16 protein-coding genes and 1 tRNA gene are annotated in these 14417 nt (G+C 58.2%); 13 read left to right on the top strand and 4 right to left on the bottom strand.

Annotated elements, in window-relative coordinates; genetic code table 11:
- Positions 1–54 precede the first annotated feature (54 nt).
- Complete coding sequence (locus tag ACR1XU_RS13355) at positions 55–1452, top strand: aspartate aminotransferase family protein (protein ID WP_480440817.1); 1398 nt, start codon at positions 55–57, stop codon at positions 1450–1452.
- A gap of 182 nt (positions 1453–1634) precedes the next feature.
- On the top strand, positions 1635–1997 hold the full coding sequence (locus tag ACR1XU_RS13360; RefSeq protein WP_480904825.1) for an MmcQ/YjbR family DNA-binding protein: 363 nt from the start codon (positions 1635–1637) through the stop codon (positions 1995–1997).
- Positions 1998–2018: 21 nt separating this feature from the next.
- Here ACR1XU_RS13360 and ACR1XU_RS13365 read toward each other — a convergent pair whose 3' ends face one another.
- Positions 2019–2432, bottom strand: coding sequence for a hypothetical protein (locus ACR1XU_RS13365; RefSeq protein ID WP_480904342.1), 414 nt, complete (start codon positions 2430–2432; stop codon positions 2019–2021).
- A 56-nt stretch (positions 2433–2488) separates the two neighbouring features.
- Complete coding sequence (locus ACR1XU_RS13370; protein WP_480904345.1) at positions 2489–3196, bottom strand: ORF6N domain-containing protein; 708 nt, start codon at positions 3194–3196, stop codon at positions 2489–2491.
- Between the two features lie 224 nt (positions 3197–3420).
- Here ACR1XU_RS13370 and ACR1XU_RS13375 point away from each other — a divergent pair, with 224 nt between their 5' ends.
- The gene (locus tag ACR1XU_RS13375) at positions 3421–3711 is read left to right on the top strand and encodes a hypothetical protein (protein WP_321249700.1); all 291 of its coding nucleotides are present in this window, start codon (positions 3421–3423) and stop codon (positions 3709–3711) included.
- A 266-nt stretch (positions 3712–3977) separates the two neighbouring features.
- A complete protein-coding gene (locus ACR1XU_RS13380; protein ID WP_480904348.1) occupies positions 3978–4526 on the top strand; it encodes an NYN domain-containing protein in 549 nt (182 codons plus the stop codon).
- A gap of 4 nt (positions 4527–4530) precedes the next feature.
- Here the strand turns inward: ACR1XU_RS13380 and uvrB are convergent, their stop codons facing one another.
- Positions 4531–6717, bottom strand: coding sequence for an excinuclease ABC subunit UvrB (gene uvrB / locus ACR1XU_RS13385; protein WP_480904351.1), 2187 nt, complete (start codon positions 6715–6717; stop codon positions 4531–4533).
- Positions 6718–6798: 81 nt separating this feature from the next.
- Complete coding sequence (locus ACR1XU_RS13390) at positions 6799–7278, bottom strand: SRPBCC family protein (RefSeq protein WP_480904354.1); 480 nt, start codon at positions 7276–7278, stop codon at positions 6799–6801.
- Between the two features lie 176 nt (positions 7279–7454).
- On the opposite strand from ACR1XU_RS13390, the gene ACR1XU_RS13395 reads away from it, so the two are divergent.
- The 9 genes from ACR1XU_RS13395 (at position 7455) to ACR1XU_RS13435 (ending at position 14271) form a co-directional block, all read left to right on the top strand.
- Positions 7455–7766, top strand: a complete 312-nt coding sequence (locus tag ACR1XU_RS13395) for an ETC complex I subunit (protein WP_170614197.1) — start codon at positions 7455–7457, stop codon at positions 7764–7766.
- A complete protein-coding gene (locus ACR1XU_RS13400) occupies positions 7767–8243 on the top strand; it encodes a GNAT family N-acetyltransferase (protein WP_170679355.1) in 477 nt (158 codons plus the stop codon).
- A gap of 21 nt (positions 8244–8264) precedes the next feature.
- Positions 8265–8341, top strand: a tRNA-Arg gene (locus tag ACR1XU_RS13405).
- 226 nt (positions 8342–8567) lie between these two features.
- The gene (locus ACR1XU_RS13410; RefSeq protein WP_480904358.1) at positions 8568–8795 is read left to right on the top strand and encodes a hypothetical protein; all 228 of its coding nucleotides are present in this window, start codon (positions 8568–8570) and stop codon (positions 8793–8795) included.
- Between the two features lie 112 nt (positions 8796–8907).
- On the top strand, positions 8908–10026 hold the full coding sequence (locus ACR1XU_RS13415) for a hypothetical protein (protein ID WP_480904361.1): 1119 nt from the start codon (positions 8908–8910) through the stop codon (positions 10024–10026).
- 191 nt (positions 10027–10217) lie between these two features.
- The gene (gene iolG, locus ACR1XU_RS13420) at positions 10218–11231 is read left to right on the top strand and encodes an inositol 2-dehydrogenase (protein WP_170614201.1); all 1014 of its coding nucleotides are present in this window, start codon (positions 10218–10220) and stop codon (positions 11229–11231) included.
- A gap of 123 nt (positions 11232–11354) precedes the next feature.
- Entirely contained in the window at positions 11355–12275 is a 921-nt protein-coding gene (locus tag ACR1XU_RS13425; protein ID WP_170614202.1) for a sugar ABC transporter substrate-binding protein, read from the top strand.
- A 69-nt stretch (positions 12276–12344) separates the two neighbouring features.
- On the top strand, positions 12345–13451 hold the full coding sequence (locus ACR1XU_RS13430; RefSeq protein WP_170614203.1) for an ABC transporter permease: 1107 nt from the start codon (positions 12345–12347) through the stop codon (positions 13449–13451).
- Between the two features lies 1 nt (position 13452).
- Positions 13453–14271 carry an ATP-binding cassette domain-containing protein gene (locus ACR1XU_RS13435; protein WP_170614204.1) on the top strand — a complete coding sequence of 273 codons (819 nt, stop codon included), beginning with the start codon at positions 13453–13455 and terminating at the stop codon, positions 14269–14271.
- Positions 14272–14417: the final 146 nt, after the last annotated feature.

Here is a 14417-nt window from a genome sequence, read left to right on the forward strand (position 1 = left end):
GCGTAGAATTTGATCATATTGTGTGACGCAACCATCGTTGCAGGGGATTCTCGGATGTCCATCATAACCAATCACATGCCCACCGCCGAACTTCAGGCCCTGGATGCGGCCCATCACATACACCCGTTTTCCGCAAACGGCTCACTCGGAAAGGAAGGGGCCCGCGTCATCACCCGCGCCAGCGGCGTTTACCTGACCGACAGCGAAGGCGAAGAAATTCTGGACGCCATGGCCGGACTGTGGTGCGTCAATATCGGCTATGGCCGTGATGAACTGGCCGACGTGGCCGCGCGTCAGATGCGTGAACTGCCTTATTACAACACCTTCTTCAAAACGACCCACGTGCCCGCCATTGCACTGGCCGCCAAGATCGCCGAACTGGCCCCGGGCGACCTGAACCACGTCTTCTTCGCCGCCGGCGGGTCCGAGGCCAACGACACCAATATCCGCCTCGTGCGGACCTATTGGGCCGAAAAAGGCCAGCCCGACAAGAACATCATCATCAGCCGCCATAACGCCTATCACGGCTCGTCCGTGGGTTCGGCTTCGCTGGGCGGTATGGCAGGCATGCATGCGCAGGGCGGCATCCCGATCCCGAACATCCACCACATCAACCAGCCCAACTGGTGGGCCGAAGGCGGCGACATGTCGCCGGAGGAGTTCGGCCTGGCCCGTGCGCGCGAGCTGGAAGAAGCCATTCAGGAACTGGGCGAAGACCGGGTCGCGGCATTTATTGCCGAACCGGTTCAGGGTGCAGGCGGCGTTATCGTCGCGCCCGACACATACTGGCCCGAGATCCAGAGGATCTGCGACAAATACGATATCCTGCTCATCGCCGATGAGGTGATCTGTGGTTTTGGCAGAACCGGAAACTGGTTCGGATCGCAAACCGTTGGCATCAAACCGCATATCATGACCATCGCAAAGGGCCTCAGCTCGGGTTATGCGCCCATCGGCGGCTCGATTGTGAACGATGAGATTGCCGAAGTTATCGGCGGCACCGAATTCAACCACGGCTACACCTATTCTGGTCATCCGGTCGCCGCGGCCGTGGCGCTGGAAAACCTGCGTATTCTCGAAGAGGAAAAGATCGTTGAGCATGTCCGCGATGTGGCCGCGCCTTATCTGAAAGAGAAGTGGGAGGCTCTGGCCGATCACCCATTGGTGGGTGAGGCGAAGATCGTCGGCATGATGGCATCAATCGCGCTGACCCCGGACAAGGCCAGCCGTGCCAAGTTCGCGTCCGAACCCGGCACGATCGGCTATATCTGCCGCGACCGCTGCTTTGCCAACAATTTGATAATGCGCCACGTGGGTGACCGCATGATCATTTCGCCGCCGCTGATCCTGACCCCGGCGGACATCGATGAGATGTTCGTGCGCATCTACAAGTCACTGGATGAGGCGCAGGCCGAGATCATCAAGCAGGGGCTGATGAAGGCGGCATCCTGACGCGATTGCGCCGCGCCGCGTGATTGGGCCCCGAAATCCTGACAGGATTTCGGGGTCGTTTTCTTTCAGGAAAGCTGAGAATTTCGGGCAAGCGTGAAACCAGAGCGGCCGGTCACGGCTATTTCAAAATTAACACGCGCCGCATATTGCCACGTCTCACCCGGACCGGCACTGTCATCGGGATGACCCGCGATGAATTCAACACCTTCTGCGCCTCGCTCACAGCCACCAGCCATGTGGTGCAGTGGGGCAATGCGGATGTGTGGAAAGTGGGCGGCAAGGTGTTCGCGATCTGCGACTGGAACGAAGGGCGCGATGCGTTCACCTTCAAGGCTACCGATCTGGCTTTCGAGGTGCTGGGCGACGAACCCGGCATCCGCCCCGCGCCCTATCTGGCGTCGCGCGGGATGAAATGGCTGCAGGTCTATGAGCCGCGCGGGATGAGCGATGCTTCGCTGCGCGAGCATATCGTCACCTCATACGAAATGGTCGTGTCCAAGCTGACCAAGAAGGTAAGGGCGGAGTTGGGGCTGCAGGGTCGATGACCCATCCGGCCCGCCGACCGATCAGGACAGCTGGGCCCCAGCGCAGTCTCGAAAGATACGAACTTGCGGTGCCGCGCCGTCCAATGGAAACTCGGTCAGCTTGTCCTGCGTAAATGCATAGGCGGTCTGATTGTATTCCAACCCATCCAGAACATTGCCAAACCCGGTATCCGTGACGGTCAGAGATTCGGCGTTTTCGGACAGAACATGGCGCGGCGTCGCGATTTCGATCGGGTTCGGGCCGTCAAAGCGCATGGCGAACCACGGCGCCTGCGTCCAACGCTCGGTCTTGCGGGTGATGGTCAGCGTATAAAGCGGTTGCGCGGGGTCGTAGGTCAGAAAGATTTCGGCCGTGCTCGTGTCGTGCGACAAGGTGCAAATCGACCCGACCGTGGCCTCCCATGCGGAGGCTGGCGTGGCTAGGATAAGAGACAAAAAAACAAAGCGCATCCTTTGGTAACTAGCCGCTGGCGGCGTTGAGGCAAGTGCGGCTATCCCTTCATCGCGTTCAGCAGGTCCAGCAACCGTTTCCGATCATCGTCATCCGCATAGTCGCCGGTGGCCAGACGTTCCGCGATGCTCAGGCGCAAACGTTCCCGCTGGGTGCGTACCTCTTCGCCAGCGGTTTCGGCCAGCGTCTTCATGATCACCGCCACTGCCTGTTGCCGCTTGGTGGTGGGGTTGGCGATATAATCGACAAGGCTTTGCTGCCCGGAATCTAGGATGTTTTCGGCCAGAGCCCTCAACTGATCACCATTTGGCAGCAGCGGGGCGGGGGTGCCTTCGGGCGGCAGGATTTCCGGCACGCTGCGCGGGGTTTCGGCCAAAGCGTTTGCGCCGTCGACAAAGGCCTCAGTAATCATCCGAGTGATCCTGATCGCGCGCGGGTCCTTGAACAGGGCCGAGGCGATGGCCACGCCGTAATCGGTATAGACCCACGGATTGACCCGCCGCCCGCCGCGGCCCTTGGGTTTTGAGATCACATTCCGTGATTGCAAATCGGCGACCTCGGCGTCGGTCAGTTGAAAGCGGTAGCCTTCGAACAGGTCCTTGTTGCGCGACACGGCCTGATTGAAGGCGCTGACGGACTTTCCGTAGAACTGTGCCAGATCCTCGGCCAGCACCACACGGGTACCGCGTACCCGATGAATGGCGCTTTGGACTTCATGGGTTGAGGGCAGAGTGTTTGGGCTCGTCATGGCAACCGTTTGGAATCACAATTTGTGATTTCAAACGTGAAGCAGCGGGCGCTGGGCTGCAACCTTGAAGTGTCAGCTGCCCGGATACGGTCAGGCGTATAGTTGAAAACGCCCACAAATCCCTCGTATCAATGCGAGATTTCGCGCTGTCGTGCTAGGGTGCGCCCGGCGAGGCCGCTCCGGCCCCGCCAATTGGCAATTTCGCCAGACGAGGGAGGAAAGTGATGTTTGCGCGAATTACTCAATACAAAATGAAGCCCGGCACGCGGGAGGCGGCGACGGCGAAGATGAACGCATTGAAGTCCGAGATTATGGGTATGCCCGGCATACACAGCTTTACCAACGTGATGAACGAGGACGGTTCGGGCTATGTGATCTCGGTCGTCGAGAGCGAGGCGACCTCGAACGCAAACGCGCCCAAAGTGGCCGAACTGTGGGGCCATTTCGCCGAATTCATGGAAGGCCCGCCCTCACCGGTGGGATACGATGTGATTGCGCATTGGGACAAGGGGTAAAGGTTTGGGCGGGGTTACCCGCCCTCATTTTCTAAATCCTAGTGGGATGTGCAAGCGTTTCCCGCACCAACGCGGAGACCTGCGACGCGCGCACATCGCGCTGGGCGGAAATCTGGCAGCGCGCGGCGCATTTGGCGGCATAACATTGATCGCCTGCTGAAGTGCGATAGTAAGATTTCTCAGCAACGAAGTCTGTCATTCTTTTGGCAGTGAAGCCGGAAAATCTCTATATTGCATAGCTTTATAAATTCGCTATCAATCCTCGTATGATAAGATTACTGCTTCTTCTAATTGTTTCTATTTTATTCGTACTTTTGTCCGTCGTGATCTTCGGCCCAATAATAACTTTGCCGCTGTTGGCTGGAGCGGTAGGAACCGTTCTCGCTGTTGTCCTGCTGGCCAGGCACAGGCATCGAAAACGATTAGAGTGGGTCGTAATCGACGGGTCGAACGTGCTTTATTGGGAAAACGATAAACCAGCTTTGCATTCGGTCAAATTAGTCATTGAAAAGTTGGTTTCGGACGGGTTTGAACCCATAGTCTGGTTTGATGCCAACATCGGTTATTTGGTTTCCGGCCGGTACATGAACCCCACTAACCTTTCCAAAGCTCTTCGATATCCAGCACGACGAATTTCAGTGGCCCCAAAAGGGACGCCTGCAGATCCTTTGTTGATCACCGACGCGGAACAATTGAATGCGCGCATAGTGACAAATGATCGTTTCAGAGATTGGGAAGAACACTTCCCTCACATAACTCATCAAGACTTGTTTTTGCGAGGCCAGATCCGAAACAATCAAGTTCAATTCAAGTAGATTTCTACCTTTTCCGCCGCTTCACATTCCCACCCCGCTGCCCGGGCCTGCCAGCCGTTGAGCGTCCGCGTGATTTCACCGCGTCTTCCGAGGCTTTCTCGACCGCCCATTGGCGCGCCATGGGGTCGTCGGCGACGGCCAGATCGACCGCTTCCAGTCGTTTGATCTCATCCCGGATATTGGCGGCCTCTTCGAATTCCAGGTTCTCGGCGGCTTTGCGCATCTGGTCGCGCAACCCGTCCAGATGGGCCTCGAGATTGGCGCCGTGCATCGGTTTGTCGATGGTGGCGGTGACGCGGTTCATGTCGACGTCGCCTTCGTAGAGACCGGCCAGAACGTCCTCGACATTCTTCTTCACGGTCTCGGGCGTGATGCCGTGTTCCTGATTATAGGCAAGCTGCTTGGCACGGCGGCGGTTGGTTTCGCCCAAGGCGCGTTCCATCGATCCGGTGATCTTGTCGGCATACATGATCACGCGGCCATCGGCGTTCCGCGCGGCGCGGCCGATGGTCTGGATCAGCGAGGTTTCCGAGCGCAGGAACCCCTCTTTGTCTGCATCCAGAATGGCGACCAGCCCGCATTCGGGGATGTCGAGCCCTTCGCGCAGCAGGTTGATGCCGACCAGTACGTCAAACGCCCCCAGCCGCAGGTCGCGAAGGATTTCGATGCGTTCCAGCGTGTCGATGTCCGAGTGCATGTAGCGGACCTTGATGCCCTGTTCGTGCAGGTATTCGGTCAGGTCCTCAGCCATGCGCTTGGTCAGCGTGGTGACCAGCGTGCGGTAGCCATTGGCGGCGACCTTGCGTACCTCGTCCAGTAGATCGTCTACCTGCATCGAGACGGGGCGGATTTCGACCTCCGGGTCCAAGAGGCCCGTGGGGCGGATCACCTGTTCGGTGAAGATGCCGCCGGTCTGTTCGATTTCCCACTTGGCAGGCGTGGCCGAGACGAAGACGGATTGCGGGCGCATGGCGTCCCATTCCTCGAACTTGAGGGGGCGGTTATCCATGCAGGAGGGCAGGCGGAACCCGTGCTCGGCCAGCGTGAACTTGCGCCGATAGTCGCCCCGGTACATGCCGCCGATCTGTGGGACGCTGACGTGGGATTCGTCGGCGAACACGATGGCGTTGTCGGGGATGAATTCGAACAGGGTCGGGGGCGGTTCGCCCGGCGCACGCCCCGTGAGATAGCGCGAATAGTTCTCGATCCCGTTGCAGACGCCGGTGGCTTCGAGCATCTCAAGGTCAAAGTTGGTGCGTTGTTCCAGACGTTGAGCTTCCAGCAGTTTGCCTTCTCCGACCAGTTGGTCCAGCCGGATGCGCAGTTCCTTTTTGATCCCGATGATCGCCTGCTGCATCGTCGGCTTGGGCGTCACGTAGTGGGAATTCGCATAGACCCGCACCTGTTCCATCGTGGCGGCGCGTTCACCGGTCAGGGGGTCGAATTCGGTGATCTGTTCCAGTTCCTCACCGAAGAACGAGAGCTTCCACGCGCGATCCTCAAGGTGGGCGGGCCAGATTTCCAAGCTGTCGCCCCGCACCCGGAAAGACCCGCGTTGAAACGCCTGATCGTTGCGCCGGTATTGCTGGGCCACCAGATCGGCCATCACCTGCCGTTGGTCGTATTCGTGGCCCACCTTCAGGTCCTGCGTCATCGCCCCATAGGTTTCGACCGAGCCGATGCCGTAAATGCAGGAGACCGAGGCGACGATGATCACGTCATCGCGCTCCAGCAGCGCCCTGGTGGCCGAGTGGCGCATCCGGTCGATCTGTTCGTTGATCTGGGATTCTTTTTCTATGTAAGTGTCCGATCGCGGCACGTAGGCCTCGGGCTGGTAATAGTCGTAGTAGGACACGAAATACTCGACCGAGTTTTCGGGAAAGAACCCTTTGAACTCTCCATAAAGCTGCGCCGCCAGCGTCTTGTTCGGCGCAAGAATGATGGCAGGGCGCTGGGTTTCCTCGATGACCTTGGCCATGGTGAAAGTCTTGCCCGTCCCGGTCGCGCCCAACAACACCTGATCGCGTTCGCCGTCCAGAACACCCCCGGCCAGTTCCTTGATGGCCGTGGGCTGGTCACCTGCCGGCGCAAATTCGGTGTGCATGACAAACTGCTTGCCGCCCTCGAGTTTCAGGCGCGCGCGCACGTCCTCTGCGGTCAGTTGGGTCTTGTCGGAATGGGCATAGGGCATAGGCAGGCTCCGGGTCAGACCCCTACATTTGTTCTTATTTTGTCCAACTGCAAGGGCTGATCCGGATTGGAATGCGCAGTTCTAATAATAGGCAAACTGCAGGTAAGGAATGTGGTCCGACTGCACTTTCTCAGCGAGCGCTTTCAGGTTGCGGTCCAAAACCCGCCCGATCATCGGCTTCAGCAGCATCTGCCCCAACAGCCAACCCAGAGGCCCATATTTCATTTGAAAGTCCATGCTCCAGACCACCCTTGAGCGGTTGTTCTCAAGTGGTTCGATAGCAATCGCTGCGTGCGCTTGGGCCAAAGGCATGGCAGACATGTCCGACAGTTGAACACGATAGCCCCGGTTGATTTGCCAGTCCGTGACTTCTTCTACCAATGAGGTGCCGTTTTCAAAGTGGCAGCGCCGTTTTGATCCCACGCCATTCTGGCCTCGTGTCAAGGCATCCACGGATTTTACCTGAGGAGCGAATTCGTCGATATTCATGAACCGGCTCAGTACAGACCAGATGGCCTCGGGCCGGGCATCGATTTCCAGGGTTCTTTCGTGATGGATCATCTGTCTATCCTCGTCATGGGGTTCAACAATATTTAGAAGACCATGATGACAGTTTCTGGCATCAGAAGGGCCGGGCGATGCCGAAAGCCTGCGGGCGCGCCGCGACAATTGCGGACTTGTCCCCGTGCGCGCTCTGACGCATAACATCCAAAGCCAAGTGAGTACGGAGGGGCGACATGCGCGCACGGATTTACCAGCCTGCAAGGAATGCGATGACCTCGGGGATGGCCAAGACCCGCAAGTGGGTTCTGGAATACGCCCCTGCATCCGCGCGTGAGGTTGATCCGTTGATGGGCTGGACCTCATCCAGTGACACACAGACCCAGGTGCGTCTCAAGTTCGACACCAAGGAAGAAGCGTTGGACTATGCCAAGAGCAATGGGATTGATGCGGTTGTCAGCGAACCGCACAAGCGCAAACCGAACCTGCGTGCCCGTGGCTATGGCGAGAATTTCGCAACCGACCGGCGCGGTCCCTGGACCCATTGAATGATCGAAATCCGCGAGGCCGACCCAACCTCGGACGCATTGCGCCCGGTGGTCGAGGCGCATTTTGCCCATAGCGAAACGGCAGGGCCTGCAGAAAGCAACCACACCATGGACGCCGAGTCGCTGGCAGGGCCGGGCATTCGGTTCTGGGCGATGTATGAGGCCGGCAAGCCGGTCGGGTGCGGTGCGCTTAAGACCCTGCCGGACGGTACGGCCGAGGTGAAATCCGTGCATATCATCTCAGAAGTGCGCGGGCGCGGGCTGGCGCGCACCATGATGAACCACCTGGCAATTCTGGCGCAGAGCGAAGGGTTTTCCGCCCTGGTTCTGGAAACCGGTGCCGACCACCTGCCCGAATATGACGCGGCCCGAAAGTTGTATGAGGCGCTGGGATATGCGTATTGCGGGCCGATCTACGGTTATGAAGACGACCTCAACAGCGCCTTCATGCGCTTGGCCCTTGAACCCCGCCCGTAAAAACCGCAAGAAGGGCGCAGCGGTCCCTTAGCTCAACTGGATAGAGCAGCTGACTTCTAATCAGCAGGTTGAGGGTTCGAGTCCTTCAGGGATCGCCATTTTACAACAACAGGTTAACATCCTGAGCTTGCAAACGCGTGGTTTTATTTTCGTTTGGGCGAAGATTTTCAACGGATCTTTATTAAAGGCCTGTTCGAAATTTGGAGAGTGGCCATACTCTGCCATCCAATAGGCCCAACGATTTCCCGCACCGTAACGAAAAAGTGGTAATAAAACGCGACGTGGGGCAGTCTGGAAACCTGCGCCCAGCCAGGAGGTTTCGAAATGCCCCGCTACAACGACATGTTCGAACTGTCGGTCAAGGACATCGACCTGATCGAAAGCTCTCTCCGGATCGCTTTGGCATCGCAGTCTCACGCATCTGCGCAAGAGGATGAAGACGAGAAATCGAAGCGCGAGGAAACGCTTCGCGACATTCAGGAATTGTTGGGGCGGCTTCACGACCAGAAGATATTCTACCGGCCAAAAAGCGGCGTTTACGTCGTGGGTTAGGCTGGGGACACGCGGCCCGAACTCGGGCTGTGTTCTGTGCGCTTCGTGAATACGTCACAGACGGATTGGCCCGATCAATGTACCTTTCGAATATTTTAGAAAGGTCATTGTTATGCGAACATACAAAATCCCGACACAAAAGCTGAGCGTTGCGCCCGGAATCACGGTGAAGTTTCACGGAAAAGTCTATGTGGATTTCCCTAAAGCCAGGATTGAGGTTCCAACAAGCGTAACAGGCTGCAAGGACCACACCTACCGCATCACTCTGGACCCCGCCAAAGGTCATTGGGACGGTCAGGACAGCCACAAATGGACGCTTGCAAACTACGAGGTGGTCGTTCGGCTGAGTATCGATCCAATCAGGCCTAGATTTGTCAACGCCGAAGTCTTTCACCCGGTCAAGGGGAAGCGCCACCGGTTATGGCACGATGAGTTCGAAATCTATGACCCTTACAAAGAGCGCAAGGTCGAGATGTTCGCGCAGGGCGCTTTTATCGATCCGATCAAATCGAATGCCGACCATACATATGCGGTTGGATACGATGATGCCGGTAAGCGGAACTACCTGTGGCCTTGCGGGGGCGATCACGACGAAAATCAGCGGTCCATTGGTCATGGAATGGCCTTTCAACCCGAATGTGATTGCCTGTCGCAAATGCGAACCGACCCGCTGACAAAGGGTCTGGCCGGAATCCGGTACGGTCTCGACGGTGTCTGCCATCAGGCGACCAACAGGATCATGTGTACGGCCGGGCTCGAAGTGAACGACGCAAAAGGTTATAAATCAAAGGGCTGGACAAATCTGACGCACACGCTTTACGGGCGGTTGGGTCTGTTGGCCATTGACGGTCTGGGTGTCAAAAAGTGGAAAAGCATCTGCGACGGCTGCCTGACTAAGCGCTACCCGCGGTGTTCGGAAGAAACAGAGTTTTTGGTATCTCCAAACGAACATCCGGGACTGATGCAATCGCACGTGGATTTGCATCAGGAAATGATCGTCCAGTTGCGTCATGACCTGCTGGATGCCTACACGAAGCTTGCTGCCGGAAAGCTGACGCCAACGGAATACGCGGATGTGCTGAACGCATCCATCAATGGCCACAAGGCGCAGATGCAGGACGTTCTGGGTGACACCCTGCATGCAGAGATTTTTGAGGATATCGCCACTGTCGACGTGGTCGTCGTTGACCCCAAAATCGCCGAAGCTGTTTTTGCAAACGGTGTGTCGTAGGCACGCTTCAAGTGCAGTCAGGCAGCAGATCCGGCAACGAAGAACACGGCAAAGCCGGGCCTGCCACATCGGGCCTGACAGGCTCATGCGACCGGATTCTGCACCAATTTTCAGCACTGCGCAAAAACATCTTGCAACCGGTTGCAAAGCGAAACATTCTGTCACGCGAATAAAGGATTCGGGAGAATTGAATGCTGAGGATCGGATTGCTGGGGGCCGGACGTATCGGCCGCGTGCATGCGCAGGCGATCACCGCCCACCCAAAAAGCCAGCTATGTGCTGTGTCCGACGCGGTGGCAGAGGCGGCTGAAGGCCTTGCCTCGGACACCGGGGCCGAGGCCCGCAGTTCTGACGACATCATCGCGGACCCGGCAATCGATGCGGTGCTGATCGCCACGCCAACGGACACTCATTCCGGCCTGATCGAAGCGGCAACCCGTGCCGGAAAGGCGGTTCTGTGTGAAAAACCTGTTGATCTGAACCTCGAACGCGCCATCGCCTGTCAAAAGGCCACGGCGGACAGTGGCCAACCTGTCATGATCGGGTTCAACCGCCGGTTCGACCCCAATTTTTCCGCGCTTAAGGCTGCGTTGGACGCAGGGGAAATCGGCAAATCCGAAATGTTGTCGATCACCTCATTCGACCCCGCTCCACCGCCGGTCGGTTATATCAAGGTGTCCGGCGGCTTGTTCCGGGACATGATGATCCACGATTTCGACATGGCGAATTATCTGATGGGTCAGCTGCCAAAAACCATCTCCGCCGTGGGGACATCGGTTGTGGACCCCGAAATCGGCAAGGCCGGAGACGTGGATACCGCTGTTGTTACAATGACTTATGATGATGGTCGGATAGCCGTCATCAAGAACTCCCGCCGGGCGGCCTACGGATATGATCAGCGCGTCGAACTGCTGGGTTCTGAGGGTTTGTTGCAGGCTCACAATATGCTGGAAAACACGGTGGTCAAATCCACCGACAAAGGCGTTGTCGGGGCGAAACCAACCTATTTCTTCCTGGAGCGTTACATGCCGGCCTATCAGGCGGAATGGGATGCGTTTGTACAGGCGGCCCTGACGGGTGCCGCGCTGCCGGTGACGCTGGAAGACGGGGTTGCCGCGCTTGCAATGGCCGAGGCCGCGACGCGGTCGACGCAGTCCGGAAGGCCGGTTGACATGTCTGAAATTTTGAAACCGGTTGCAAAATGACCGGAATGCTTCAAACTGACATCAGCTCCGTATCAGATCGGAGTCGCAGAGATTCGGCGCTGCCGAATGATTGGGGCTGACACCCCGACACGAAAATAGACTGTTCTAATGGGAGGAAACAGAATGAATAAGTTCGTAAAGGGCGCACTGGCAGCAGGGGCTCTGGCGCTGGCGACACCTGCATTTGCGCAGGAGATTGTTGTCGTTTCGCACGGCCAGGCCAATGATGCCTTCTGGAACGTCGTCAAGAACGGTGTCGAACAGGCCGGCAAGGACGTGGGCGTGAACGTCGAATACCGCGCGCCTGAAACTTTCGACATGGTGGCCATGTCGCAGCTGATCGACGCTGCCGTGAACCAGGAACCCGATGGTCTGATCGTTTCGATCCCGGATGCGGATGCGCTTGGCCCGTCAATCGAACGCGCAGTTGCAGCCGGTATCCCGGTGATCTCGATCAACTCGGGTTCTGATGTTTCCAAGGAATTGGGCGCCCTGCTGCATGTCGGTCAGGACGAGTTCGACGCGGGCAAGGCTGCTGGCGAAAAACTGGCGTCGATGGGCGGCAGCACGGCGATCTGCGTCAACCACGAGGTGGGCAACGTCGCGCTTGACTTGCGTTGCGCGGGCTTCACCGAAGGTTTTGGCGGCAATGTCGAAGTTCTGCCGACCTCGAACGATCCGTCGGAAATCGAATCGAAGGTGGCTGCTGCGCTGGCCGCTAACGAAGCCATCGACACCGTCATGGCGCTGGGTGCCAGCTCGGCCGGTGAGCCTGCGGTTGCAGCCGTCAAAGGGTCTGGCCGCGACGTGAACGTCGCCTCGTTCGACCTGTCGGCAAACTTCCTGCAGTCGATCGCGGATGGCGACGCGGCCTTTGCCATCGACCAGCAGCAGTATCTGCAGGGCTACTTGTCGGTGAACTTTATGGGTCTGCACGCCAAATATGGCCTGATGCCCGGCGGCAACGTGCCTTCGGGTCCGAACCTGATCACGCAGGAAAAGGCGGCGCAGGTGATCGACCTGTCCGCGCAGGGCATCCGCTAATCCCGGAAAGTTCCGGCAAACAACAGGATCGGCGCCAGCGCGCCGATCTCACCGAATTGGGAGGAAACCATGAGTGAGTCAGCGCCCGTCGTATCGGACGAAAGGGTCAAGAAAGAACCGTTCCTAACCAAACTCATGAAACGGCCTGAGTTGGGCGCCATGGCAGGTGCCGTCCTGGTTTTCGTGTTCTTTGCGATCACTGCGGATGAGTCGATGTTTACCCTTGCCGGCGTCATGAACTTCATGACCCCCGCCGCGCAGCTGGGGATTCTGGCCATCGGGGCCGCGCTGCTGATGATCGGCGGAGAGTTCGACTTGTCGATCGGGTCGATGGTCGCGTTCTCGGGGCTGTTTTTCGGCGTCTGCGTCGTGACCTGGCAATTGCCGCTGATCTTCGCCATCCCAATGACATTCCTGTTCGCGGCCTGTGTCGGTGCGATCAACGGCAATATCGTGATCCGCTCGGGCCTGCCATCGTTCATCGTGACGCTGGCGTTTCTGTTCATTCTGCGCGGCCTGTCCCTGGTTGGTTTGAAAATGGCGACAGGCGGCTCGACCCAGTTGCGCGGCGTGCGCGATGCGGTCGAAAACGACTGGCTGGCACCATTCTTTTCCGGCGAAGCGTTCGGCGGCCTGTTCGCCTGGCTGGCGGCCAACGGCATGATCGACACGTTCAAAAGCGGTGCGCCCAAGGTGCCGGGTATCCCGGTCGAAATCCTGTGGTTCATCGTCATCACGCTGGCGGCGACTTATGTGCTGCTGCGCACTCCGGTCGGAAACTGGATCTTCGCCTCGGGCGGGGACAGGGTTGCGGCTTCGAACTCAGGTGTTCCGGTCAACCGCGTCAAGGTTTCGCTGTTCATGCTGACCGCATGCTGCGCCGCATTGGTTGCGATCATCACGGTGATGGACGCTGGTTCGACCGATGCGCGCCGGGGCTTCCAGAAAGAATTCGAGGCGATCATCGCCGCAGTGATCGGCGGCTGTCTGCTGACCGGCGGATATGGCTCGGCCATCGGGGCGTTCTTTGGCTCGATCATCTTCGGCATGGTTGTCATCGGCCTCACCTATACCGACTTCGATCAGGACTGGTTCCAGGTCTTCCTGGGCGCCATGCTGCTGATCGCCGTTCTGTTCAACAACGCGATCCGTAAACGCGTAACCGGGGAGCGCTGATATGACCGAAGACACCAAGTTTCACCACGGCGACGCGACCGATGCCGCCCCGATCGTGGAAATGAAAAATATCGAAAAGCACTTTGGCAATATCATCGCCCTTGCCGGCGTCAGCTTTGACGTCAAGCCCGGGGAATGCCACTGTCTGCTGGGCGACAACGGTGCGGGTAAATCCACCTTCATCAAGACCATGTCCGGCGTGCACAAACCCACCAAGGGCGAGATCTTTTTCGAAGGTCGGCCCCTGCATTTCGACACGCCGCGCGATGCGATGGAGGCGGGCATTGCGACCGTGTTCCAGGATTTGGCAATGATCCCGCTGATGAGCGTGACGCGAAATTTCTTCATGGGCCGCGAGCCTACCAAGGGCAAAGGTCTGCTCAAGCGGTTCGACGTCGATCAGGCAAACGATGTCTGCATGGAAGAGATGCGCAAGATGGGTATCAACCTACGTGGGCCGGATCAGGCTGTGGGCACCCTGTCCGGGGGGGAGCGTCAGACCGTTGCCATCGCCCGCGCTGTCTATTTCGGTGCCAAGATCCTGATCCTGGACGAACCGACATCAGCGCTAGGTGTGCGCCAGACCTCGAACGTTCTGGCCACCATAGACAAGGTGCGCAGCCAGGGTGTTGGCGTTGTCTTCATCAGCCACAACGTGCGCCACGCGCTGGCGGTGGGCGACCGCTTTACCGTGCTGAACCGCGGCAAGACTCTGGGCACTGCAAGGCGTGGCGAGATTACGCCGGAAGAGTTGCAGGACCTGATGGCAGGCGGTCAGGAGATGGCCCAGCTCGAAGGATCGCTCGGCGGGACCGTCTGAGCGACGAACTACAGGATGTTCCGCCGCAACAGGTGGGCCATCCAAACCCCGTGGCACCAGACGGCCGCACCCTGATCAGGCCGGTTCATGCGCCTGAAACCTTCAAAAATGCGAAACCCGACAGATTGCCCGCAGCGGCATGTGTT

The sequence above is a fragment of the Ruegeria sp. D1(2025) genome (genome assembly GCF_056536425.1).